This window comes from Frigoribacterium sp. Leaf172 (assembly GCF_001424285.1).
GTDB lineage: Bacteria > Actinomycetota > Actinomycetes > Actinomycetales > Microbacteriaceae > Frigoribacterium.
On record NZ_LMPB01000001.1, the window covers coordinates 217,492 to 239,420 of the forward strand.

The following is a 21,929-nucleotide window of genomic DNA, read 5'->3' on the forward strand; positions in this document are numbered from 1 at the left end:
GTCGCGGACGACTTGCCGCCCGTACCGGCGCGACATATGGCGCGGTCATGGGCTTCTTCGTCGTCGCTCCGATCACGGCGAGCTGTGCGATCGGACTCACGGACTCGTGATCCGCCCCACCCGGCGAGACCTGACCACCCGGAGTCTGCAGCCGATTGAGAAGATCCTCTCGACATCGATCGCCCGATGACGGCAGGTACAGCGAGGCGCACGGACTCAGACCTGCCCTCGGAGGACGACAGGCCAAATGCAGCACGACGTCGAAGCTCTCGGGGGCAGGGACAGGCTCTCTCTCTTCGTTTCACGTGAAACACACCCAGTGCGGGAACGGTCGCGATGGGATGAGTAGCTGCACCGGCCACCCCGCCCTTCCGGGGTCCGCTAATGCATTAGCTCCTGGCGATTACAACCTGGCGAAGTCGACTTGCAGGACGTATTACCTGCTCAGCAGGAAGTATCTACAAGGAGTCAGGTCGAACTCGGCACACCGGCATCCTCAGAGTCTCACGTTGCAATGCGTCAAGGCACCGATGTGCTGAGGTACCCCAGTGCCACGCTGCCACGCTGCCACGCTGCCACGCTGCCACGCTGCCACGCTGCCACGCTGCCACGCTGCCACGCTGCCACGCTGCCACGCTGCCACGCTGTGCCACGCTGCCACGCTGCCACGGTCAAATCACACTTACGCGACAGGGGGACACGTTTCACGTGAAACAGCCGCGGTTGACTCGATGAACGCGCCGCCGTACCTGCGACATGATCCCATAGCCGGAAGTCGTCCTTACGCCACCGTCTAGGCCACGTGGACCACGTGTCGCCCCGATTCTTCGCTCCAGACCTGTATCCGCGGGAAGGCAACCAAGAGACGTCGCATCCTCACCAACCCGGAGAATCCATCTCCACCGGGTACAAAGATGTTCCAAGACACCTATCTGACGGAGAACGACGAAACGCCCCGTGAGTGGGGGCGTTTCACGTGAAACAACAGTCGACATGACCGCAGACGATCAGCCGACGGGATCCTGGCCCAACTCCCCGAGAATGCGGTTGAGATCATCGATCGATGCGAAGTCGATCGTGATCGAGCCCTTCCGCGCTCCGAGGTTCACCTTGACCCGCGTCTCGAGCCGGTCACCGAGACCCTCGGCGATCTCATCGAGATGCGCCTGGTGACGACCAGCAGCCTTCGTGGTCTTCGCCTTGGCAGGGGAGCCCGCCGCGATGGCCTCCGCCTGACGCACGGACAGATCTTCGTTGACGATCTTGTCGGCCAGGCGCTCCATGAGGACGGGATCACCGGTCGACAGGATTGCACGAGCATGTCCGGCCGACAGCACGCCGGCGGCGACCCGCCGCTGCACGCTCGCCGGCAGCCGGAGCAGACGAAGCGTGTTCGTGATCTGAGGACGGCTTCGACCGATGCGAGTCGCCAGCTCATCCTGCGTAATGCCGAAGTCGGCGAGAAGTTGCTGATAGGCCGACGCTTCTTCGAGAGGGTTGAGCTCCGCACGGTGCAGGTTCTCGAGAAGGGCGTCGCGCAGCATGGCGTCATCGGCCGTGTCTTTGACTATGGCCGGAATCGTGGCCAGCCCCAACTCCTTGGTGGCCCGCAGTCGACGCTCTCCCATGACGAGTTCGTACTGCACAGGCGTCGACGCCTTCTTGCCCTTCGAGGGGAGAGGCCGAACGACGATCGGCTGCAGCACGCCCACCTCACGGATCGACGAGACGAGCTCGGCGAGCTCCTCATCGCGGAACTCCGTGCGCGGCTGCTTCGCATTGGGGACGACATCGAGGGGGTTCAGGTTCGCCAGTCGCGCACCCGGGACCGCGACGAGATCCTCGGCCGTCTGCTGCGCCGTCGGGAAGAACACGTCGACAGGGCGACCCTGCGTCTCGTCATTGACGGGGATGAGGGCGCCGATGCCGCGCCCGAGTCCGGTTCTCTTCGTAGCCACTACTGGGGTGCTCCTCGACGTGCAAGTTCGGCGGCCGCCTCGAGGTACGAGATCGACCCGGGCGAGTTCTGGTCATAGCTGATCACGGTCTGCCCGTAACCGGGAGCCTCGCTGATCCGTACGGACCGCGGGATCAACGTTTGCAGCGCCTCCTTGGGGAAGTGCTCGCGGACATCGGCGACGACCTGCTGAGCGAGGTTCGTCCGGCCGTCGTACATCGTCAACAGGATGCTCGAGACGGCCAGACGGGGGTTGAGGTGCTTCTCGATCAGCTGGATGTTGCGCAGGAGCTGGCTGAGGCCCTCAAGCGCGTAGTACTCGCACTGGATCGGGATCAGCACTTCTCCTGCAGCGACGAACGCGTTGATGGTCAGCAGCCCCAACGACGGCGGGCAGTCGATGAACACGTAGTCGTACCGCTCACCAGCAGCCTCAGTCCGTTCGAGGTGCGCTTCGAGCGCCGTCCGCAGTCGCTGCTCGCGAGCGACCAGCGAGACCAGCTCGATCTCGGCGCCGGCGAGATGGATGGTGGCCGGGATGCAGAAGAGGGTTTCGAACTCCGGACTCTGCTGGACGACATCGTCCATGTTCCCGTCGTTGACGATGACGTCGTACACGCTCGGTGTATCGGCGCGGTGGTCGACCCCCAATGCCGTCGAGGCATTGCCCTGCGGGTCGAGATCGATGACCAGCACCCGTGTTCCGCTGCGCGCCAGGGCTGCAGCCAGGTTGACGGTGGTCGTCGTCTTGCCGACGCCGCCCTTCTGGTTCGACACTGTGAGCACGCGTGTCTGCGCCGGCGGCGGCAGGGGCTCCCGCGACAGCGCACGCTTGCGCCGATTCAGGTCGGCGAGCTCCCGGGCCAGGGGAGTGGTGCCGTCGTAGTCAGTGGAGGAACTCACCGGATGGATTCTCCGAATCGCCATGTTTCACGTGGAACAACGTGGATGCAGCCCGACGAGCGAGGTCGCACGCCGAGGAGGCGCGGCGACCGGTCGAGCACTGGCTCAACTTTAGCTTGCAGCACCGACAATGCCGGGAGAACAGCGACTCGAGCCGACGTTCTCTCATAACCCCTGATCACGCCCTGGATGCGGACCTGCTCGAGTGTCGTCTGGTCAGGCTGCGAGCTGAGGGGCCCAGATCACGACAGGATAGGCCGGACGGCGACCATCTCACTCAGATCGGCTCCTGTGGAGCCGGATCGCGCCTCCTCGGCGGTCACCACCGGCGTCGAGACGAGCCGGCCACGAGACGTACCGGCGACGAGTCGTCAACCCAAGGTGGCGCGGAAGACGCGGGTGGTCTCGGCCGGGTCGACGACGCCGACCCCGAGCTCGAGCACCTCGACATCGACCAGGTGGTTCTTGGCGATGACCTTCCGAGCCGCGTCCACCTCGGCGTCGACTCGGGCGCCCTTCATCAGCAGCAGCTGTCCGCCGGTCTTCACCAGGGGAGCCGTCAGGGGGATCAGCTTCGACAGCGCCGACACTGCACGCGCCGTGACCTGATCGAGCCAGCCGTCGAGCTCGACCTCCTCGGCGCGAGCGCGCACGACCTCGACGTTGGTGAGGCCCATGCGATCGGCCTCGGCCCGGAGCCAGTCGGTGCGACGCTCCATGGGCTCGATGAGGACGAGCGTGGCCCCGGGTCGTGCCGCGGCGAGGACGAGACCCGGCAGTCCGGCGCCCGAGCCGACGTCGCCCACGCGACCGTCGACGAGCAGCGGCGCCAGCAATCCCGAGTTGACGATGTGCCGAGTCCACAGGCGGGGGAGTTCGAGCGGGCCGATGAGACCGAGCTCCTCGCCGTACTGCGCGAGGTCTGCGGCGTACTGCCGCACCACGTCGAGACGGTCGCCGAAGATGTCGGCCGCGACGGCGGGCTCGGGCTCGAGGGTGCTCAGGTCAGGCATCGGCGGCTCGGGGTGTGCGGGCTAGGCCCGGGTGATGACGGTGTGGCGGTCGCGGCCTTCGCCCTCGGACTCCGAGGTGAAGCCGCGAGCGGCCACGATGTCATGCACGAGCTTGCGCTCGTACGACGACATGGGAGGCAGCGACGCTGCGGTGCCGCCCTCCTCGAGCTTCTCGACGGCACGGTCGACGAGCGCGCCGAGCTCGGCCTCGCGGATCGCCCTCGACCCGCCGATGTCGAGGATCAGGCGCGAGAACTCGCCCGTCTTGGTCTGCACCGCGATGCGCGTGAGCTCCTGCAGGGCGTTGACCGTGTCCGGCTTCGACAGCACGCGGAGGTTGCCCTCACCGGTCGAGTCGACCGAGATGTACGACCGGCCGGCCCGCACCTCGATGTCGATGTCGCCGTCGAAGTCGCAGATGTCGAGGAGCTCCTCGATGTAGTCCGCGGCGATCTCGCCCTCGTCGAGATCGGTGGTCGAGGAGGCGCCGGTCGCGTCGTCGTCGGAGGTGACGGCACCGGTCGGCTCGACCCGCGCCTCCTCGGGGGAGGCGTCTGCGGGTGCTGCGGGCTCGGCCGCCGCGTCCCGCGTGGTCGCCGTCTCGCTGTCGATGGGCTGCGGGTTCGTCACGTCGTGGTCATCCGTCTCGCTCGTCACTTCTTGTTGCCGTTCTGCTTCTTCGCCCGGTTCTTCCCCACCGGCTGCGTGCGCTGCGTGGTCTTCGGAACGGGAGGGGCCGACTCGATCTCGGTCACCGTGATGGTCGGCAGACCCTTGCGCTGCTGCTTGCGGGCGAGGCGCTCCTCACGGGCGAGTGCCGCCTCGCTGCCCGGGGTGGGCATGTTCCGGATGACGATGAACTGCTGCGCCATCGTCCAGATGTTCGAGGTCAGCCAGTAGAACATGACGCCGAGCGGGAACGACAGACCCGAGAAGACGAAGACGAGGGGCAGCACGTAGAGGAGCATGCGCTGCTGCTTGAACATGGGGCTCGCCTTGGTCTCGGGCGACATGTTCTTCGAGACGATCTGCAGCTGGGTGATGAACTGCGACGCGGTCATGACGACGACCATGCCGGCGGCGATGAGCCGGACCTCCCAGGTGGTGGCGCTGAGGAAGGTCTCCTTCAGCGGTGCGCCCCACAGCGTGGCCTCGCCGAACGAGGTGGACAGCGCCTGGTTGAGCAGGCCGACGCCGACGCCCTCGCGCTGGGCGTTCTGCAGCACCGAGAACAGGCTGAAGAAGATCGGCATCTGGATGAGCAGCGGCAGGCACGAGCTCAGCGGGTTGGTGCCCGTGTCTTTGTAGAGCGCCATGGTCTCGCGCGACATGGCCTCGCGGCTGAACTGGTCGCGCTTGCCCTTGTACTTGTCCTGGATCTTCTTGAGCTTGGGAGCGATCTCCATCATGCGTCGCTGGCTCTTGATCTGCCGGACGAAGATGGGGATCAGCAGGGCCCGGACCACGAGCACGAGACCCACGATCGACAGCACCCAGGTTCCACCCCAGTCGAAGCCCATCCCGGCGCTGGTCAGCAGCTCGTGGAATCCGACGAGGATCGCCTCGACGACCCACTTGAGGGGCCAGAGGATGGTGTCGATGAAGCCCATGGTGTTCGGGTCAGCCCTTTCCGTGGCTCTGTACGAGGAGACCGTTCGAACCGACGGGAGCGGAGGCTCGAGCCGGGCGACGGGGGATCACGAAGCCGAAGCCCGTGATCGTGATGTTCTGGGCCGGTCGTTCGGGGACGTCGTCGATCCCGCCCGCCGACCAGGGGTTGCAGCGGGCGATGCGCCAGGCGCCCCGCGCGGAGCCGGCTACGACGCCGTACCGCTGGATCGCCTCGAGCGCGTATCGCGAGCAGGAGGGATGGTATCGGCAGACCTCGCCGTACAGAGGCGAGATGACCGCCCGATAGGCGCGGAGCACGACGATCGCCGCGTTGCGGGGAAGCAACGCCACGAACAGTACGAGTTCTCTCACGCTTTCACGACCTTGTCGACGACCCCTGAGATGTCCTTCAGCAGGGTAGACCACGGAACGGAGTCGCTGCCTGGCAAAGAGCGGATGACGATGTCGGTCCCCGGGGGCATCGACGGCAGCAGCTCATGGCAGACGTGCTTCAACCGCCTACGGACCGTGTTGCGGACGACGGCGTTGCCGACGGTCTTGGCCACGATGAACCCGAACCGGACTCCGGCGTCGTCATGACGACGCACGTAGACGACCGAGTGCGCCGTGGCCGACTTGCGGCCACGGCGCACGGTGTTTCGGTAGTCGTCTGCGCGGACGATCCGGTTGGCTCTGGCCAACACCGGGTGCGACTACGCGGAGAGTTCGGTGCGACCCTTGCCACGACGGGCGGCGAGGATGGCGCGACCCGCACGGGTGCGCATGCGGGCACGGAAACCGTGCTTCTTGGCGCGGCGGCGGTTGTTCGGCTGGAACGTTCTCTTGCTCATGGTGTTTTCTCCAGGGATGCGGACCTGGCCTGCTGCCATGATCCGAGAAGTCTTGTACAGCCCAACTGGCTGAAATCAACTGATTAAAAGTACGCGGCATCCGCCCTGCGGTCAAACGGCAGCCTCGGAGGAGTTTATCCACAGTGTTGAAAACTCCGATTGCGGCAGACATACTCATCCGAACTAGGGTGGGTACCTCCCGCTCAAGATCCGCGTAAATCCGGGGAACGAGCACCACTCACGGACGATCCGGCCACCGCCGACCCGTGGAGAAAGCTGTGCATAAGTCGGTCCGCCGAGATGCCGAGGCCCCCCACCGGGCAAGGCGCGCCCAGCACGCAGATCACCGGCAGAAAGAGAAACCCCCGTGGCGAACACCGTCGATCCGGTCCAGGACCTCTGGCGGTCCGTGCTCGCGAGCCTGACCACCGACGACCGCATCACGCCTCAGCTGCACGGCTTCATCAGCCTCGTCGAGCCGAAGGGCGTGCTCGGCGGCACCCTCTACCTCGAGGTGCCCAACGACCTGACCCGCGGGATGCTCGAGCAGCGCATCCGCGGTCCTCTGCTCGAGTCCATCGCCGCCCTCGGCGACGACTCGGTCGCCAGCTTCGCGATCACGGTCAACCCCGACATCACCCCCGACACCCTCACGCAGCAGCCCGAGCAGACCGAGCCGGCCCACTACATCGAGGCCCCCTTCGTCCCGACGCCCGTCGAGTCGCCGACGACGGGCAAGCGCAACGACTCGCGGCTGAACCCGAAGTACAGCTTCGACAACTTCGTCATCGGCGCCTCGAACCGCTTCGCGCACGCGGCCGCCGTCGCCGTCGCCGAGGCGCCGGCCAAGGCCTACAACCCGCTCTTCATCTACGGGTCGTCCGGGCTCGGCAAGACGCACCTCCTCCACGCCATCGGCCACTACGCCGAGACGATGTACCCGGGCATCCGCGTCCGCTACGTCAGCAGCGAGGAGTTCACGAACGACTTCATCAACTCGATCGCCAACAACCGCTCGAACCTGTTCCAGCAGCGGTACCGCGAGATCGACATCCTCCTGATCGACGACATCCAGTTCCTGCAGGGGAAGGACAGCACGCAGGAGGCGTTCTTCCACACGTTCAACACCCTGCACGATCACGACAAGCAGCTGGTCATCACCAGCGACCTGCCCCCGAAGCACCTCACGGGGTTCGAGGACCGCATGCGCTCGCGCTTCGAGTGGGGTCTGATCACCGACGTGCAGGCGCCCGACCTCGAGACGCGCATCGCGATCCTCCGCAAGAAGGCGCAGAGCGAGAAGCTGCAGATCCGCGACGAGGTGCTCGAGTTCATCGCCACGAAGGTGTCGAGCAACATCCGCGAGCTCGAGGGCACGCTCATCCGGGTGACGGCGTTCGCCAGCCTCAACCGCACGGCGGTGGACCTCGCGCTCGTGCAGACCGTGCTGAAGGACCTCATCACGCTCGACGAGGACAACATCATCGCGCCGGTCGACATCATCAACCACACCGCGGACTACTTCAAGCTCTCGGTCGACGACCTCTACGGCTCGTCGCGGTCGCAGGCGATCGCGACCGCCCGGCAGATCGCGATGTACCTGTGCCGTGAGCTGACGAGCCTGTCGCTGCCGAAGATCGGTCAGCTGTTCGGCAACCGGGACCACACCACGGTCATGTACGCGAACAAGAAGATCAGCGAGCTCATGAAGGAGCGCCGCTCCATCTACAACCAGGTGACCGAGCTGACGAGCCGCATCAAGCAGGACACCCGCTACAAATAAGGGCCTGGTCGAGGGGCTGTCCCCACCCCTCCCGGCAGCACCGTCCGTTCGGGCGTCGACATCATGTCGGCGCCCGTTCGTCGTCTCCGGAGCCATCAGGAGGCGCACAGCAGGTCCCTAGACGACCGAACGATCCCACAGTGTGGATAACCTGTGGAAACTCGTGGATAACTTGGGGGACGGTTGTTCACGAATGACATGACCCTGTGGGAACGGCTCAAGGCCGACCCGTGGGTCGTCCGAGGTTTCGGGGGTGACGTCCACATCGAGTGCACAAGTCACACGGTTGTAGTTCCCTGTCGCCGTGGGGTTTTAAACAGGTTATCCACACTGTGCACAACGGTTAAGACTGTTAATCCTGATTACAAGAAATTGATGGAGAGACAACCTTGTGGACAGGTCGAGGGCGGTCGGGACCCCGGGACCGGGGCTCCGAATGCTGTGCCAGTATTAACCGGCCATCCACGAGCAGGTAGTCGATAGGGGTCCCCCGCGTGAAGTTCCAGGTCAACCGTGACGTCTTCAGCGATGCCGTCTCGTTCGCGGTGAAGCTCCTTCCGCAGCGCACGACCCTCCCGATCCTCAGCGGAGTGCTGATCGAGGCCGACGCCGACGGGCTCACGCTCTCGTCGTTCGACTACGAGGTCTCTGCCCAGACGCAGATCCCCGCGGAGGTCGACGAGCCCGGCACGATCCTCGTCTCGGGTCGTCTGCTCGCCGACATCGCGAGCCGCCTGCCGAACGCCCCCGTCACCTTCTCCACCGACGAGAACCGGATCGCCGTCAGCTGCGGCTCCGCGAACTTCTCGCTCCTGAGCATGCCCGTCGAGGAGTACCCGACGCTGCCCACCGTCGGAGAGCGCTCCGGCGTCGTCCCCGGCGATCGCTTCGCCCTCGCCGTCTCGCAGGTCGCCGTCGCCGCGTCCCGCGACGACGTCACGCCCGTCATCACCGGTGTCCAGCTCGAGGTCACCGAGAACGCGCTCTCGCTCGTGGCCACCGACCGCTACCGCGTCGCCGTCCGCGGCATCGACTTCGACCCCGGCACCGCCGCCAGCGCCGAGACCACCACCGCGCTCGTCCCGGCCCGCACCCTCCAGGAGGTCGGTAAGACCTTCGGCAACGCGACCACGGTGTCCGTGTCCATCACCGGTTCCGACGACCGTGAGCTCATCGCCTTCCAGGCGGGCAACAAGACCGTCACGTCGCTGCTGATCAAGGGCAACTTCCCGCCCGTCAAGCGGCTCTTCCCCGAGACCGTCGAGAACTACGCCGTGATCAACACGGCCGAGCTCGTCGAGTCCGTCCGCCGCGTCTCGCTCGTGCTCGAGCGCGAGGCGGCCCTCAGGTTCACGTTCACCATCGACGGCCTCACGCTCGAGGCCATCGGTAGCGAGCAGGCGCAGGCGTCAGAGTCGATCGATGCGTTGTTGACAGGAGAGGACACGGTCGTCTCGTTGAAGCCGCAGTTCCTCCTCGACGGTCTCGGAGCGGTCCACTCCGAGTTCGTCCGCATCTCCTTCACGAAGACGGAGAACCCGAACAAGCCCGGTCCGGTGCTGATCACCAGTCAGTCCTCCAAAGACCAGGCCGGCGCTGACAGCTACAAGTACCTGCTGCAGCCCAACCTCCTCCTGCGCTAGACGCATCTCACGAATCGGGCGCCCACCCGCGCCTCCCCGAACAAAGGAATCACATGCACATCGGTCTCGTCGGTCTCGGCAAAATGGGCAACAACATGCGTGCCCGCCTCCGCGACAACGGCATCGAGGTGACGGGTTACGACGCCAACCCCGCCGTCTCCGACGTCGCCACGCTGTCCGACCTCGCCGCCGGCCTCCCCAGCCCCCGCATCGTCTGGGTCATGGTCCCGGCCGGTGACATCACCGCCGCCGTCATCGAGGACCTCTCCAACGAGCTCTCCGAGGGCGATCTGGTCATCGACGGCGGCAACAGCAAGTTCACGAGCGACTTCGCGAACGAGAAGCTGCTCGGCGACAAGGGCATCAAGTACATCGACGCCGGCGTCTCGGGCGGCGTCTGGGGCAAGGACAACGGCTACGGCCTGATGGTCGGCGGCTCGACCGAGAACGTCGCCATGGCTCAGCCGATCTTCGACGCGCTGCGCCCCGAGGGCCCCCGCGAAGAGGGCTTCGTCCACGCGGGCGACACCGGCGCGGGTCACTACGCCAAGATGGTCCACAACGGCATCGAGTACGCGATCATGCAGGCCTACGGCGAGGGCTACGAGCTTCTCGAGGCCCGCTCCGACCTGATCAAGAACGTGCCCGGCACCTTCAAGGCCTGGCAGCGCGGCACCGTCGTGCGCTCCTGGCTGCTCGAGCTCATGGTCCTGGCCCTCGAGGCCGACCCGAAGCTCGCCGAGATCTCGGGCTACGTCGAGGACAGCGGCGAGGGCCGCTGGACCCTCGAAGAGGCGATCAACCACGCGGTGCCGATGCCGACGATCAGCGCGTCGATCTTCGCGCGCTTCGTCTCGCGTCAGGGCGAGGGCTCGCCGACCATGAAGGCCGTCGCCGCTCTGCGCAACCAGTTCGGCGGCCACGCGGTCAAGAAGGCCTAGCGCCTCACCGGCCCGCGTGCGAGTACTGCATCTCAGCCTGACCGACTTCCGCAACTACACCACTGCAGAAGTCGGCCTCGCGCGCGGGCCGAACCTCTTCGTCGGCAGCAACGGCCAGGGCAAGACGAACCTCGTCGAGTCGCTCGGTTACCTGTCGAGTCTCGGCTCGCACCGGGTGTCGAGCGACTCGGCCCTGATCAGACAGGGCGCCGACTCGGCCATCGTCCGGGCGCGACTCGAGGCCGACGGCCGCGAGCTGCTCGCCGAGGTGCAGATCAACCGGTCGTCCGCCAACCGGGCGCAGATCAACCGGGGCGCCATCAAGCCGCGTGAACTCCCGCGGTACTTCACGAGCGTCCTGTTCGCCCCCGAAGACCTCGCGCTCGTCCGGGGCGAGCCCTCCGGCCGCCGGAGGTTCCTCGACGAACTGCTCGTCGCCCGCTCGCCTCGGTTCGCCGGCGTGCAGACGGACTACGACCGCGTGCTCAAGCAGCGCAACACCCTGCTGAAGTCGGCCAGGGCCAGCGGGGTCAAGGCCGGTCAGCTCGGCACCCTCGACATCTGGGACGAGCGCCTGGTCGCCCTGGGCAGCGAGCTGATCGTCGCCCGCGACCGACTCGTCGCGGACCTCGCCCCCGAGGTCGCCCGCGCCTACGCCGCCGTCGCCGGCGAAGACCACCGGGCCCGACTCGCCACCGTGCTGAGCATCCGCGGCTCGGTGCCCGACGACGAGACCGCGGCCGCCGCCGAGGCCCCCGACGAGACCATCCCCGCGGACTCCGTCGCCGACGTCTTCCGCGAGGCGCTCGCCCGGGTCCGCCCGTCCGAGCTCGATCGCGGTCTCACTCTCGTCGGGCCGCATCGTGACGATCTCTTCCTCTCGCTGAACGGGCTGCCGGCGCGCGGTTACGCCAGCCATGGCGAGTCATGGTCGTTCGCGCTCGCTCTCAAGCTCGCCTCGGCGGCCGTCGTCCGCAGCGAGTCGGCCACGGGCGACCCGGTCATCGTGCTCGACGACGTCTTCGCCGAGCTCGACGGATCCCGTCGCGAACGTCTCGCCGACGAGGTCGCCGGCTACGAGCAGGTGCTCATCACCGCGGCGGTCGAGGGCGACGTCCCCCAACGGCTGAAGGCCCACACCGTGCGGATCTCAGCCGGCACCATCGTCGACGAGGTCGCGCCGTGAGCGACGACCGGGTCGACCGGAGCGACCGGGTCGATGGGGGAGCCGCGGCCGATGCGTCCGCCCGGCCCGCGCCTCCTTCGCTCCCTGCGGTCGAGACGCCGCCCGACGACGAGGCGCAGCGGGTCTATCTGCGGTTCCGCCGCGTGTTCGGCGATGCGACGAGTCGCTCGCGCGACGGCCGGCGCCGCAAGGCCATCAAGCTCGGGTCGCCGAGTCAGCCGTTCGGCACGGGCCGGGAGCCCCGCGGCATCGCCGACGTCCTCGCGAGCGTCACCACCGAGATGGGCTGGAACTCGCCTCTCGCGCAGTCCGAGCTCATGGAGGCCTGGCCCGCGCTGGTCGGCGACGAGCTCTCCGGGCACTCGCATCCCGTCTCGATCGACGACGGCACGCTGACCGTCCAATGCGACTCGACGGCGTGGGCCACGCAGCTGAGATTGATGCGCGGACAGGTCACGACGACCATCGTCCAGAGGTACCCCGACGCGGGCATCCAGTCGGTGCGATTCTTGGCACCCAACGCCCCGACCTGGAAACGCGGTCCCAGATCGGTTCCAGGGCGTGGTCCTCGCGATACCTACGGGTAACGAGGGTGAATCGTCCAAGGCGACGGAGAAAATCGCTCTGAGGGCGGATTTCGCCCCGTCGCAGGCGGGGCTGCGGTAGACTCGGAAGGTCGTCCGTGGGCCCCTTGGGGGGTTCGAGACCGGGCGTTCCACCCTCGTCCGATCCGGCAGGAGCTCCACGCACATGTCACCTGACACCCCCGACGCCCGAAACGACCACTCCTACGGCGCCGGCGACATTCAGGTGCTCGAGGGGCTCGAGGCGGTCCGCAAGCGACCCGGCATGTACATCGGGTCCACCGGCCCGCGCGGTCTGCACCACCTCGTGTACGAGATCGTCGACAACTCGGTCGACGAGGCCCTGGCCGGTCACTGCGACCACATCGAGATCACCATGCGCGAAGACGGCGGCGTGCGCGTCGTCGACAACGGCCGCGGCATCCCGGTCGACGTGCACCCCATCGAGGGTCGCTCGACCGTCGAGGTCGTCCTGACCGTGCTCCACGCCGGCGGCAAGTTCGGCGGCGGCGGATACGCCGTCTCGGGTGGTCTGCACGGCGTGGGCAGTTCCGTCGTCAACGCCCTGTCGAGCGAGCTCGACGTCGAGGTCCGCCGTCAGGGCAACGTCTACCGGCAGAGCTTCACCGACGGTGTCCCCGTCGCGCCGCTCGCCAAGGGCGAGGCCGACGACACGACCGGCACCACCATCACCTTCTGGCCCAACGCCGAGATCTTCGAGACGGTCGACTTCGACTACGAGACCCTCCGCACGCGATTCCAGCAGATGGCGTTCCTGAACAAGGGCCTCCGCATCGAGCTCAGCGACGAGCGCGTGCAAGAAGAGGATGCCGAGCCGCGTCACGACGTCTTCCACTACGAGAAGGGGCTCGTCGACTACGTCGAGTACCTGAACACGGTGAAGAAGGTCGAGACCGTCCACGACGACATCATCGCCTTCGAGCAGGAGGACACCGAGAAGAAGATCTCGCTCGAGGTCGCCATGCAGTGGAACACCTCGTATCAGGAGAGCGTCCACACCTACGCGAACACGATCAACACTCACGAGGGCGGCACGCACGAGGAGGGGTTCCGCGCCGCGCTGACGACGCTGGTCAACCGCTACGCCAAAGACCCCAAGAACAAGCTGCTGAAGGAGAAGGACGACAACCTCACGGGCGACGACGTCCGCGAGGGTCTGACCGCCGTCATCTCCATCAAGCTCGGCGAACCGCAGTTCGAGGGTCAGACGAAGACCAAGCTCGGCAACACCGAGGCCAAGTCGTTCGTGCAGAAGGTCGCCTTCGACCAGATCACGGACTGGTTCGACCGCAATCCCCGACAGGCCGCCGAGATCGTCCGCAAGGGGATCCTCGCGTCGCAGGCCCGAATGGCCGCCCGCAAGGCCCGTGAGCAGACCCGTCGCAAGGGCGTGCTCGAGTCGAACGGCATGCCCGGCAAGCTCAAGGACTGCCAGAGCAAGGACCCTTCGCTCAGCGAGATCTTCATCGTCGAGGGCGATTCCGCCGGCGGTTCCGCCGTGCAGGGGCGCAACCCCGAGACCCAGGCGATCCTGCCCCTCCGCGGCAAGATCCTCAACGTCGAGAAGGCGCGGCTCGACCGCGCCCTCGGCAACAACGAGGTGCAGGCCATGATCAAGGCCTTCGGCGCCGACATCGGCGAGGACTTCGACGCCGACAAGGCCAGGTACCACAAGATCGTGCTGATGGCCGATGCCGACGTCGACGGGCAGCACATCACCACGCTGCTGCTGACGTTGCTGTTCCGCTACATGCGGCCGCTGATCGACCTCGGCTACGTCTACCTCGCCCAGCCGCCGCTGTACAAGCTCAAGTGGAGCAACGCCCCGCACGAGTACGTCTACAGCGACGCCGAGCGCGACGCCGTGCTGGTGTCGGGCAAGGCCGCCGGCAAGCGGATCCCCAAGGAGAACGCCATCCAGCGCTACAAGGGCCTCGGCGAGATGGATTACAAGGAGCTCTGGGAGACCACCATGGACCCGGAGACCCGCACGCTCCTGCAGGTGACCCTCGAGGACGCCGCCGCCGCCGACACGATCTTCGACACCCTCATGGGCGAGAACGTCGAGTCGCGACGCAACTTCATCCAGCAGAACGCGAAAGACGTCCGCTTCCTCGACATCTGACACGCGCCTCCGGTGATCCGGAGGACATCCGCGCCCCGCGGAGCAGACCGGGGCCGACGACGACAAACGGAGAATCATGGCCGACGAGCCGACAGACACCCCCGAGGGCACCGACCCCGAGGTCACGCCCACCTTCGCGGCGGCGCTCAAGCGGGACAGCATCGAGCAGGTCGACCTGCAGCTCGAGATGCAGCGCTCGTACCTCGACTACGCGATGAGCGTCATCGTCGGGCGCGCTCTCCCCGAGGTCCGCGACGGTCTCAAGCCCGTCCACCGCCGCGTGATCTACGCGATGTACGACGGCGGCTACCGCCCCGACCGTGCGTTCTCGAAGTGCTCCCGCGTCGTCGGCGACGTCATGGGCCAGTTCCACCCGCACGGCGACTCGGCCATCTACGACGCGCTGGTGCGTCTGGTCCAGCCGTGGAGCCTGCGCTACCCGCTCGCGCTCGGGCAGGGCAACTTCGGCTCGCCCGGCAACGACGGCGCCGCGGCCCCGCGGTACACCGAGACCAAGATGGCTCCCCTCGCGCTCGAGATGGTCCGTGACATCGACGAGGACACCGTCGACTTCCAGGACAACTACGACGGTCGCACGCAGGAGCCCGCCATCCTGCCGAGCCGGTTCCCGAACCTCCTCGTCAACGGCTCGGTCGGAATCGCCGTCGGCATGGCGACGAACATCCCGCCGCACAACCTGCGCGAGGTCGCATCGGGTGCGCAGTGGTTCCTCGAGAACCCCGAGGCCTCGCGCGAGGAGCTCCTCGAGGCGCTCATGCAGCGCATCAAGGGACCTGACTTCCCGACCGGCGCGCAGATCCTCGGCGTCAAGGGCATCCAGGACGCGTACCGCACGGGTCGCGGCTCGATCACGATGCGCGCCGTCGTCAACGTCGAAGAGATCCAGGGCCGCACCTGCCTCGTCGTCACCGAGCTGCCGTACCAGGTCAACCCCGACAACCTGGCGATCAAGATCGCCGAGCTCGTCAAAGACGGTCGCGTCGGCGGCATCGCCGACATCCGCGACGAGACCTCCGGTCGCACCGGTCAGCGACTCGTCATCGTGCTCAAGCGCGACGCGGTCGCGAAGGTCGTGCTGAACAACCTCTACAAGCACACGTCGCTCCAAGAGAACTTCGGCGCGAACATGCTGGCGATCGTCGACGGGATCCCGCGCACGCTGGCCCTCGACGGGTTCATCTCGGCCTGGGTCGACCACCAGATCGACGTCATCCAGCGCCGCACCCGGTTCCGTCTCAAGAAGGCCGAAGCCGACGTGCACATCCTGCGCGGCTACCTCAAGGCGCTCGACGCCCTCGACGAGGTCATCGCGCTCATCCGCCGGTCGCCCACCGTCGAGGAGGCGCGGGTCGGCCTGATGGAGCTCCTGGCCGTCGACGAGATCCAGGCCTCGGCCATCCTCAACCTCCAGCTGCGCCGGCTGGCGGCCCTCGAGCGCCAGAAGATCCAGGACGACGCCGACAAGCTCGAGCGCGAGATCGCCGATTACAAGGACATCCTCGCCCGGCCCGAGCGTCAGCGCACGATCGTCAGCGACGAGCTCGCCGAGATCACCGACAAGTTCGGCGACGACCGCCGTACCGAGATCATGTTCGGCTTCGACGGCGACATGAGCGTCGAGGACCTCATCCCCGAAGAGGAGATGGTCGTCACCATCACCCGCGGCGGCTACGTCAAGCGGACGCGCAGCGACAACTACCGCAGCCAGCACCGCGGCGGCAAGGGCGTGCGCGGCGCCCAGCTGCGTGCGGACGACGTCGTCGACCACTTCTTCGTCACCACGACGCACCACTGGCTGCTGTTCCTCACGAACAAGGGCCGCGTCTACCGGGCCAAGACGTACGAGCTGCAGGAGGCCGGTCGCGACGCGAAGGGCCAGCACGTCGCCAACCTGCTCGCGATGCAGCCCGACGAGCAGATCTCGCAGGTGCTCGACATCCGCGACTACGAGGTGGCGCAGTACCTCGTGCTGGCCACCCGCGAGGGCCTCATCAAGAAGACGGCCCTGACCGAGTACGACACGAACCGCACCGGCGGCATCATCGCCATCAACCTGCGCGACGACGACGAGCTCGTCTCGGCGCTGCTGGTCGACGAGCACGACGACCTCCTGCTCGTGTCGCGCCACGGCATGTCGCTGCGCTTCACCGCCACCAACGACTCGCTGCGACCCATGGGCCGCTCGACCTCCGGTGTGAAGGGCATGACCTTCCGCGAGGGCGACACGCTCCTGTCGGCCTCCGTGTCGAACGACGAGGGCTACGTCTTCGTCGTCACCGAGGGCGGCTACGCCAAGCGCACGGCCGCCGACCAGTACCGCGTGCAGAACCGCGGCGGTCTCGGCATCAAGGTCGCCAAGCTCGCGGAGGCGCGGGGCGACCTCGCCGGAGCGCTCATCGTCGGTGAGGACGACGAGGTGCTCGTGGTGCTGTCGAGCGGCAAGGTGGTACGGTCTGCCGTGGCCGAGGTGCCCGCCAAGGGCCGCGACACGATGGGTGTCGTGTTCGCACGGTTCGCCGCAGATGATCGGATCATCGCCGTGGCGCGCAACACCGAGCGCAACCTCGTGGCACAGTCCGACGAGGCCGTCATCGACGCAGTCGGTGACAACGAGGCCGTGCCGGCCGTCAGTCCCGGAGACGTGATCGACGCCGTCGAGACAGACGACACCACGCCCGACGTGCCGAACGCCGGCACCACCGAAGAGGAACCGATCAATGAGTAGTGTCGCCGAGCGACTCCAGAGCAAGGCCAAGCGACCCGCCGGCACCAAGCAGGTGCGGCTGAAGCTCGTCTACATCGACTTCTGGTCGGTCGTGAAGCTGTCGTTCCTCATCGCCGTCGCCCTGGGCATCATCACCGTGGTCGCCACGTTCCTGATCTGGCTGATCCTCAACCAGACCGGCATCTTCAACGACCTCGACCAGCTGCTGCGCGACATCCTCGGCGACCAGGACTTCTCCATCCAGGAGTCCTTCAACGTCGGTCAGGTGATGCTCTTCGCCATCGTGGTCGCCGTGCTCAACGTCGTCATCGGCACCGTCATCGGCGCGATCGTGGCCGTGCTGTACAACCTCAGCGTGCGTGTCACCGGCGGCCTGCTCGTCGGTTTCACCAACAACTGAGTCGATCTGACGGATCGTCGACGCGGCCGCCGCGTCGACGATTCGGAAACTCCGTCGTGGTGTTGTAGGCTTTACGACGGTTCGGGGGCTATAGCTCAGGCGGTTAGAGCGCTTCGCTGATAACGAAGAGGTCACAGGTTCAAGTCCTGTTAGCCCCACTCCCGTGAGGTCCCCCAGCGGGTGGATCCCCAGCTCCACGGGGCCTTAGCTCAGTTGGTAGAGCGCCTGCTTTGCAAGCAGGATGTCAGGAGTTCGATTCTCCTAGGCTCCACAAGAAACAGTCCCTTCCCTGCGCCTCGACTTCGTCGGGTCGCGGGGATTTCTTGTTCGTGCTTGTGGCTGCGCCGCCGCTCCTGCGGCGCAGCCGAGCAGGCTTCGCCTGCCGCCGACGGGGTCCGAGCGATTGCGGGGGGCTGCCGACTTCGTTGGGTCGCGGGGCGCAGGCGCGCAGGCTTCGCCTGCCGCTGAGGGGGTCCGGGCGGTCACGGGGGGCTGCCGACTTCGTCGGGTCGCGGGGGCTTCGAGGATCGGACGAGCATGGGGGCTGCTGACTTTGTCAGGTCGCTGGGGGTCTCGTTCAGGGCGTGTGGCGGCGGCGCGGGCAGCGCGAGTGCGCAGGAGCCCGCCGGAGCGGGCGTCGGACGACGAGAGGGCCCGCATCCGGGTGGATGCGGGCCCTCTCGGGTGGTTCGGGGGAGGACTACGCCTTGGTGTCGGCGTCGTCGTCGGCGACCCAGAGCTCGTCGTCGGCGCGCAGCGTCTGCACGGCGGCGAAGACGAGGGCTCCGAGGGCGACGACGCCCACGCCGATCAGCAGCACGCCGCCGACGCCGGGGCCGGACTTCTGCTTGGCCGGCGCGTACTTCTTCGCGACCTTGGCGCCCTGCTTCTTCGCGTTCTTGACGGCCTTCTTGACCTTGGGGTCGTTCGTGATGTCGAGGCCGTTGAGGTACGACTGCACGCTCGGGTAGACATCGTGCATCAGGCGGTCCTGAGCCTTGGTGGCGTACTTCGACCCGGCGGCCAGGCTGGTCGACACGGCGGGGCGCACGTTGTTGTCGACGGCATGACGGACGCGCGGCACGACCTCTTTGTTCGCGACCTTGACGCCGGCGTCGCGGGCATCCCCGAGGACCTTGCCGGCGTGACCGAAGACCTCGCGCTGCTCGGTCCACACGGCGGACGCGTGCTTCTTGAACTTGTTCAGTTCCTTCTTCTGCTTGCGTGACAAGGCCACAGTGTTCCTCCAACGAGTAGGCAACGGGGCCAGAGGGATACTGGCTCCTCCATCCTGGCACGAGGCAACCTGACAGGGAACACCACGAAGTCTGTACCCTCCCTGAGGCCGAGGGGCCCCTGTGGGACAATGAGGCCTATGTCAAAGCACACTTCCGTTGCCACCGTGACGACCTCGCTCGGAACGATCAAGGTCAACCTGTTCGGCAACCACGCCCCCAAGACCGTCGCCAACTTCACCGGTCTCGCGACCGGCACCATCGAGTGGAAGCACCCCGCCACCGGCAAGGTCAGCACCGACAAGCTGTACGACGGCGTCGTCTTCCACCGCATCATCAAGGACTTCATGCTCCAGGGCGGCGACCCGCTCGGTCAGGGCATCGGCGGCCCCGGCTACCAGTTCGACGACGAGATCCACCCCGAGCTCGACTTCAGCAAGCCCTACGTCCTCGCCATGGCGAATGCCGGCACCCAGGGCGGCAAGGGCACGAACGGCTCGCAGTTCTTCATCACCACGGTGGCGACGCCGTGGCTGCAGGGTAAGCACACCATCTTCGGCGAGGTGGCCGACGACGAGTCCAAGAAGGTCGTCGACGCCATCGAGGCCGTGAAGACCGACGCCCGCGACAAGCCGCTCGAGGACGTCGTGATCCAGAGCGTCACCATCGACGAGGTCTAGGTGACGCAACCCTCTCCGTCGGATGCGGGCAACTACTGCTACCGACACCCCGATCGGCAGAGCTTCGTGCTCTGCCAGCGCTGCGGGCGGACCATCTGCGGGCAGTGCCAGACGCCGGCGGCCGTCGGCGTGCACTGCCCGGAGTGCGTCCGCGAGGCGCGCGCGAACGCACCGAGGGTGCAGCCTGCCGTCGTGACGCGCATGCGGAGCGCCTCGGCCAGCGGCGCACCGGTCGTCACGTACTCGTTGATCGGCACGAGCGTGCTCGTCTACCTGCTGCAGGTCGTGCTCGGATCGTCGTTCACGAGCCTGCTGTCGTTCTCGGCTCCGTTCGAGATCGTGCAGCCGTGGCGTCTCGTCACGTCGCTGTTCGCACATGCGGGCGTGTTCCACCTGCTCTTCAACATGTACGCGCTGTTCATCTTCGGCGGGCAGCTGGAGCGCACTCTGGGGCGGGGCCGGTTCGCCGCGCTCTACGCCATCAGCGGGGTGGGAGGCGCGGCAGCGGTCTCGCTGATCGCTCCCGTCTCGAGCGTGATCGGCGCCTCCGGGGCCATCTTCGGTCTCATGGCGGCGTTCTTCGTCATCGCCCGCAGCCTGGGCGGTTCGAACGGCGTGCAGCTGCTCGTGCTCGTGGGCATCAACCTCGTGATCGGGATCGTCCTGCCGAACGTGTCGTGGCAGGCCCACCTGGGCGGCCTCGTGGCCGGCGCGGCCGTCGCCTTCGTCTTCTCGAAGACGCGGCACCGCTCGAAGCGGGGTGCGCAGACCGCCGCGGTCGTCGGCATCGGCGTGCTCGTGCTCGCGATCGTGCTCTGGCGGTCGTACGAGCTCGCCAGCGCCTACGGCGTCATCTGAGGCGAGAGCGGGTTCGAACACCCGGACGACGGAAGAGGCGGCTCCTTGGGGAGCCGCCTCTTCTGTCGTTCCTGGCCGGGCCGGGAGTTTTCACACTCTTATCCACAGAAAGTTATCCACAGGTTTATTAACACTGGGGATAGTTACAGCGATGTAAGTCCGAAGGTGTGTTCTAGCGCCAGCGCGTGGTCATGAGGAACCCGATGAACATGATGCCGAAGCCCACGAGGATGTTCCACGAGCCGATCGAGGGCACGGGCAGCGTGCTCTGGCTGACGTAGAACACGACGATCCACGCCAGGCCGATCAGCATGAACCCGAACATGACCGGCTTGAACCAGACCGGGTTCGGGGCGTCTGCGGCCGTCCGCGTCTCGCGCGGGTCGGCGGGCTTCGAGGTGCGCTTCGTGTCTTTGGCCATGGCCGACATCATACCGGGAGGGGTTCCGGAGGCGCGGGGCGGCATCCCCGTCCACAGCATGCCCCCGAGACGGCCGGCCCGCCGGGGCCTGCACCTAGAATCGAGGCCATGGACGACGACCGGCGCCGACCCCGCGAGGGGGCGAGGTCGCGTCGCCGCCCTCGCCGCACCTCCTTCGCGGGTGTGCTCGGAGAGCTGCTCATCACGGCCGGTGCGCTCGTGCTGCTGTTCATCGGATGGCAGCAGTGGTTCAACGACCTCGTCGTCGCGGGCGAGCATCGCGAGCAGGCGTCGAGCCTGAGCGATCGGTTCGAGCGCGAGGCCGGGCCCGAGGTCGAGCCCGGCGCCGACGGCTCGTACGGCGACCCGCCGGTGGGCGAGGCACCCGCGGAGGCCGAGGAGTTCGCGAACTTCTACGTCCCCCGCTTCGGCGCCGACTACGCCGTCCCGATCGCCGGCGGCACGAGCACCGTTCGGACTCTCAACGCGATCGGCATCGGCCACTACGACCAGACGCAGATGCCCGGCGAGGTCGGCAACTTCGGGATCGCCGCGCACCGTACGACCTACGGGGCGCCCTTCAACGCCATCGCCGATCTGCGGGAGGGCGACGAGATGTACGTCGAGACCGAGGACGGCTGGTTCACCTACGCGTTCCGCAATCTCCAGTACGTCCAGGCGTCGCAGGTGTCGGTGCTGCAGCCCGTCCCCGACGCACCCGACGTGTCGGCCGCCTCGGGCGAGAGGCTCATCACCCTGACGAGCTGCAACCCGATGTTCACGGCGCAGGAGCGCATCGTCGCCTACGGCGTCTTCGATTCGTGGCAGCCGCTCTCGGCCGGACCCCCGGCCGGGGTCACGGCCGCCGGTGGGGGGAGCTGACCGTGTACGCAGCCCTGTGGCGTATTCTTCCGGGACCGTGGTGGGTGCGACTGGTGATCCTGATCGTGCTGCTCGCGGCCGTCCTCTTC

21 protein-coding genes and 2 tRNA genes are annotated in these 21,929 nt (G+C 66.9%); 13 read left to right on the top strand and 10 right to left on the bottom strand.

The window, feature by feature from the left end:
- Window positions 1–1,007 precede the first annotated feature (1,007 nt).
- The 8 genes from ASF89_RS00990 to rpmH all read right to left on the bottom strand — a co-directional run bounded on the left by ASF89_RS00990 (window position 1,008) and on the right by rpmH (window position 6,335).
- The gene (locus ASF89_RS00990; RefSeq protein ID WP_055811282.1) at window positions 1,008–1,958 is read right to left on the bottom strand and encodes a ParB/RepB/Spo0J family partition protein; all 951 of its coding nucleotides are present in this window, start codon (window positions 1,956–1,958) and stop codon (window positions 1,008–1,010) included.
- Window positions 1,958–2,884, bottom strand: a complete 927-nt coding sequence (locus ASF89_RS00995; protein WP_055811286.1) for a ParA family protein — start codon at window positions 2,882–2,884, stop codon at window positions 1,958–1,960. The genes ASF89_RS00990 and ASF89_RS00995 overlap by 1 nt, the downstream gene beginning before the upstream one ends.
- A gap of 347 nt (window positions 2,885–3,231) precedes the next feature.
- On the bottom strand, window positions 3,232–3,873 hold the full coding sequence (gene rsmG / locus ASF89_RS01000; RefSeq protein WP_055811290.1) for a 16S rRNA (guanine(527)-N(7))-methyltransferase RsmG: 642 nt from the start codon (window positions 3,871–3,873) through the stop codon (window positions 3,232–3,234).
- Between the two features lie 21 nt (window positions 3,874–3,894).
- The gene (locus tag ASF89_RS01005) at window positions 3,895–4,503 is read right to left on the bottom strand and encodes a R3H domain-containing nucleic acid-binding protein (RefSeq protein ID WP_235476524.1); all 609 of its coding nucleotides are present in this window, start codon (window positions 4,501–4,503) and stop codon (window positions 3,895–3,897) included.
- 23 nt (window positions 4,504–4,526) lie between these two features.
- Window positions 4,527–5,483, bottom strand: a complete 957-nt coding sequence (gene yidC / locus ASF89_RS01010) for a membrane protein insertase YidC (protein WP_055799017.1) — start codon at window positions 5,481–5,483, stop codon at window positions 4,527–4,529.
- Between the two features lie 10 nt (window positions 5,484–5,493).
- Window positions 5,494–5,856 (bottom strand): membrane protein insertion efficiency factor YidD, encoded by a 363-nt coding sequence (yidD, locus tag ASF89_RS01015; protein ID WP_055799019.1) that lies wholly within the window; start codon window positions 5,854–5,856, stop codon window positions 5,494–5,496.
- Window positions 5,853–6,188, bottom strand: a complete 336-nt coding sequence (gene rnpA / locus ASF89_RS01020; RefSeq protein ID WP_055799022.1) for a ribonuclease P protein component — start codon at window positions 6,186–6,188, stop codon at window positions 5,853–5,855. Before rnpA ends, yidD begins: the two co-directional genes overlap by 4 nt.
- Before the next feature lie 9 nt (window positions 6,189–6,197).
- Window positions 6,198–6,335 carry a 50S ribosomal protein L34 gene (gene rpmH, locus ASF89_RS01025; RefSeq protein WP_043595303.1) on the bottom strand — a complete coding sequence of 46 codons (138 nt, stop codon included), beginning with the start codon at window positions 6,333–6,335 and terminating at the stop codon, window positions 6,198–6,200.
- A gap of 367 nt (window positions 6,336–6,702) precedes the next feature.
- Between rpmH and dnaA the strand changes: the two genes are divergently transcribed.
- The 10 genes from dnaA to ASF89_RS01075 all read left to right on the top strand — a co-directional run bounded on the left by dnaA (window position 6,703) and on the right by ASF89_RS01075 (window position 18,035).
- The gene (gene dnaA / locus ASF89_RS01030; RefSeq protein WP_055799026.1) at window positions 6,703–8,118 is read left to right on the top strand and encodes a chromosomal replication initiator protein DnaA; all 1,416 of its coding nucleotides are present in this window, start codon (window positions 6,703–6,705) and stop codon (window positions 8,116–8,118) included.
- 494 nt (window positions 8,119–8,612) lie between these two features.
- A complete protein-coding gene (gene dnaN / locus ASF89_RS01035; protein WP_055811293.1) occupies window positions 8,613–9,761 on the top strand; it encodes a DNA polymerase III subunit beta in 1,149 nt (382 codons plus the stop codon).
- A gap of 53 nt (window positions 9,762–9,814) precedes the next feature.
- Window positions 9,815–10,702 (top strand): phosphogluconate dehydrogenase (NAD(+)-dependent, decarboxylating), encoded by an 888-nt coding sequence (gene gnd / locus ASF89_RS01040; RefSeq protein ID WP_055799033.1) that lies wholly within the window; start codon window positions 9,815–9,817, stop codon window positions 10,700–10,702.
- Between the two features lie 16 nt (window positions 10,703–10,718).
- A complete protein-coding gene (gene recF / locus ASF89_RS01045; protein ID WP_055799036.1) occupies window positions 10,719–11,888 on the top strand; it encodes a DNA replication/repair protein RecF in 1,170 nt (389 codons plus the stop codon).
- Window positions 11,885–12,475, top strand: a complete 591-nt coding sequence (locus ASF89_RS01050; protein WP_082475255.1) for a DciA family protein — start codon at window positions 11,885–11,887, stop codon at window positions 12,473–12,475. The genes recF and ASF89_RS01050 overlap by 4 nt, the downstream gene beginning before the upstream one ends.
- Window positions 12,476–12,638: 163 nt before the next feature.
- Complete coding sequence (gyrB, locus tag ASF89_RS01055; protein WP_055799038.1) at window positions 12,639–14,618, top strand: DNA topoisomerase (ATP-hydrolyzing) subunit B; 1,980 nt, start codon at window positions 12,639–12,641, stop codon at window positions 14,616–14,618.
- A gap of 76 nt (window positions 14,619–14,694) precedes the next feature.
- Entirely contained in the window at window positions 14,695–17,364 is a 2,670-nt protein-coding gene (gene gyrA / locus ASF89_RS01060) for a DNA gyrase subunit A (RefSeq protein ID WP_082475256.1), read from the top strand.
- The gene (locus tag ASF89_RS01065; RefSeq protein ID WP_055799041.1) at window positions 17,357–17,764 is read left to right on the top strand and encodes a DUF3566 domain-containing protein; all 408 of its coding nucleotides are present in this window, start codon (window positions 17,357–17,359) and stop codon (window positions 17,762–17,764) included. Before gyrA ends, ASF89_RS01065 begins: the two co-directional genes overlap by 8 nt.
- A gap of 84 nt (window positions 17,765–17,848) precedes the next feature.
- Window positions 17,849–17,922, top strand: a tRNA-Ile gene (locus tag ASF89_RS01070).
- A 40-nt stretch (window positions 17,923–17,962) separates the two neighbouring features.
- Window positions 17,963–18,035, top strand: a tRNA-Ala gene (locus tag ASF89_RS01075).
- 429 nt (window positions 18,036–18,464) lie between these two features.
- Here the strand turns inward: ASF89_RS01075 and ASF89_RS01080 are convergent.
- Window positions 18,465–18,995, bottom strand: coding sequence for a hypothetical protein (locus ASF89_RS01080; protein ID WP_156357384.1), 531 nt, complete (start codon window positions 18,993–18,995; stop codon window positions 18,465–18,467).
- A 144-nt stretch (window positions 18,996–19,139) separates the two neighbouring features.
- On the opposite strand from ASF89_RS01080, the gene ASF89_RS01085 reads away from it, so the two are divergent.
- Both ASF89_RS01085 and ASF89_RS01095 read left to right on the top strand, forming a co-directional pair.
- Complete coding sequence (locus tag ASF89_RS01085; RefSeq protein ID WP_055799047.1) at window positions 19,140–19,679, top strand: peptidylprolyl isomerase; 540 nt, start codon at window positions 19,140–19,142, stop codon at window positions 19,677–19,679.
- Window positions 19,680–20,537, top strand: a complete 858-nt coding sequence (locus tag ASF89_RS01095; RefSeq protein WP_082475257.1) for a rhomboid family intramembrane serine protease — start codon at window positions 19,680–19,682, stop codon at window positions 20,535–20,537. It begins immediately after the preceding gene.
- A gap of 172 nt (window positions 20,538–20,709) precedes the next feature.
- Here the strand turns inward: ASF89_RS01095 and ASF89_RS01100 are convergent, their stop codons facing one another.
- Complete coding sequence (locus ASF89_RS01100) at window positions 20,710–20,958, bottom strand: cell division protein CrgA (protein ID WP_055800637.1); 249 nt, start codon at window positions 20,956–20,958, stop codon at window positions 20,710–20,712.
- Window positions 20,959–21,066: 108 nt separating this feature from the next.
- On the opposite strand from ASF89_RS01100, the gene ASF89_RS01105 reads away from it, so the two are divergent.
- Window positions 21,067–21,840 carry a class E sortase gene (locus ASF89_RS01105; protein ID WP_055799055.1) on the top strand — a complete coding sequence of 258 codons (774 nt, stop codon included), beginning with the start codon at window positions 21,067–21,069 and terminating at the stop codon, window positions 21,838–21,840.
- The last annotated feature ends 89 nt before the right edge of the window (window positions 21,841–21,929 follow it).

What these genes read in the sequence shown, in the direction of transcription:
- ASF89_RS00995 (WP_055811286.1), bottom strand. Translation starts at nt 2,884, where the DNA reads ATGGCGATTCGGAGAATCCATCCGGTGAGTTCCTCCACTGACTACGAC.
- rsmG (WP_055811290.1), bottom strand. Translation starts at nt 3,873, where the DNA reads ATGCCTGACCTGAGCACCCTCGAGCCCGAGCCCGCCGTCGCGGCCGAC.
- yidC (WP_055799017.1), bottom strand. Translation starts at nt 5,483, where the DNA reads ATGGGCTTCATCGACACCATCCTCTGGCCCCTCAAGTGGGTCGTCGAG.
- rpmH (WP_043595303.1), bottom strand. Translation starts at nt 6,335, where the DNA reads ATGAGCAAGAGAACGTTCCAGCCGAACAACCGCCGCCGCGCCAAGAAG.
- gnd (WP_055799033.1), top strand. Translation starts at nt 9,815, where the DNA reads ATGCACATCGGTCTCGTCGGTCTCGGCAAAATGGGCAACAACATGCGT.
- gyrB (WP_055799038.1), top strand. Translation starts at nt 12,639, where the DNA reads ATGTCACCTGACACCCCCGACGCCCGAAACGACCACTCCTACGGCGCC.
- gyrA (WP_082475256.1), top strand. Translation starts at nt 14,695, where the DNA reads ATGGCCGACGAGCCGACAGACACCCCCGAGGGCACCGACCCCGAGGTC.
- ASF89_RS01065 (WP_055799041.1), top strand. Translation starts at nt 17,357, where the DNA reads ATGAGTAGTGTCGCCGAGCGACTCCAGAGCAAGGCCAAGCGACCCGCC.
- ASF89_RS01085 (WP_055799047.1), top strand. Translation starts at nt 19,140, where the DNA reads ATGTCAAAGCACACTTCCGTTGCCACCGTGACGACCTCGCTCGGAACG.
- ASF89_RS01100 (WP_055800637.1), bottom strand. Translation starts at nt 20,958, where the DNA reads ATGGCCAAAGACACGAAGCGCACCTCGAAGCCCGCCGACCCGCGCGAG.
- ASF89_RS01105 (WP_055799055.1), top strand. Translation starts at nt 21,067, where the DNA reads ATGGACGACGACCGGCGCCGACCCCGCGAGGGGGCGAGGTCGCGTCGC.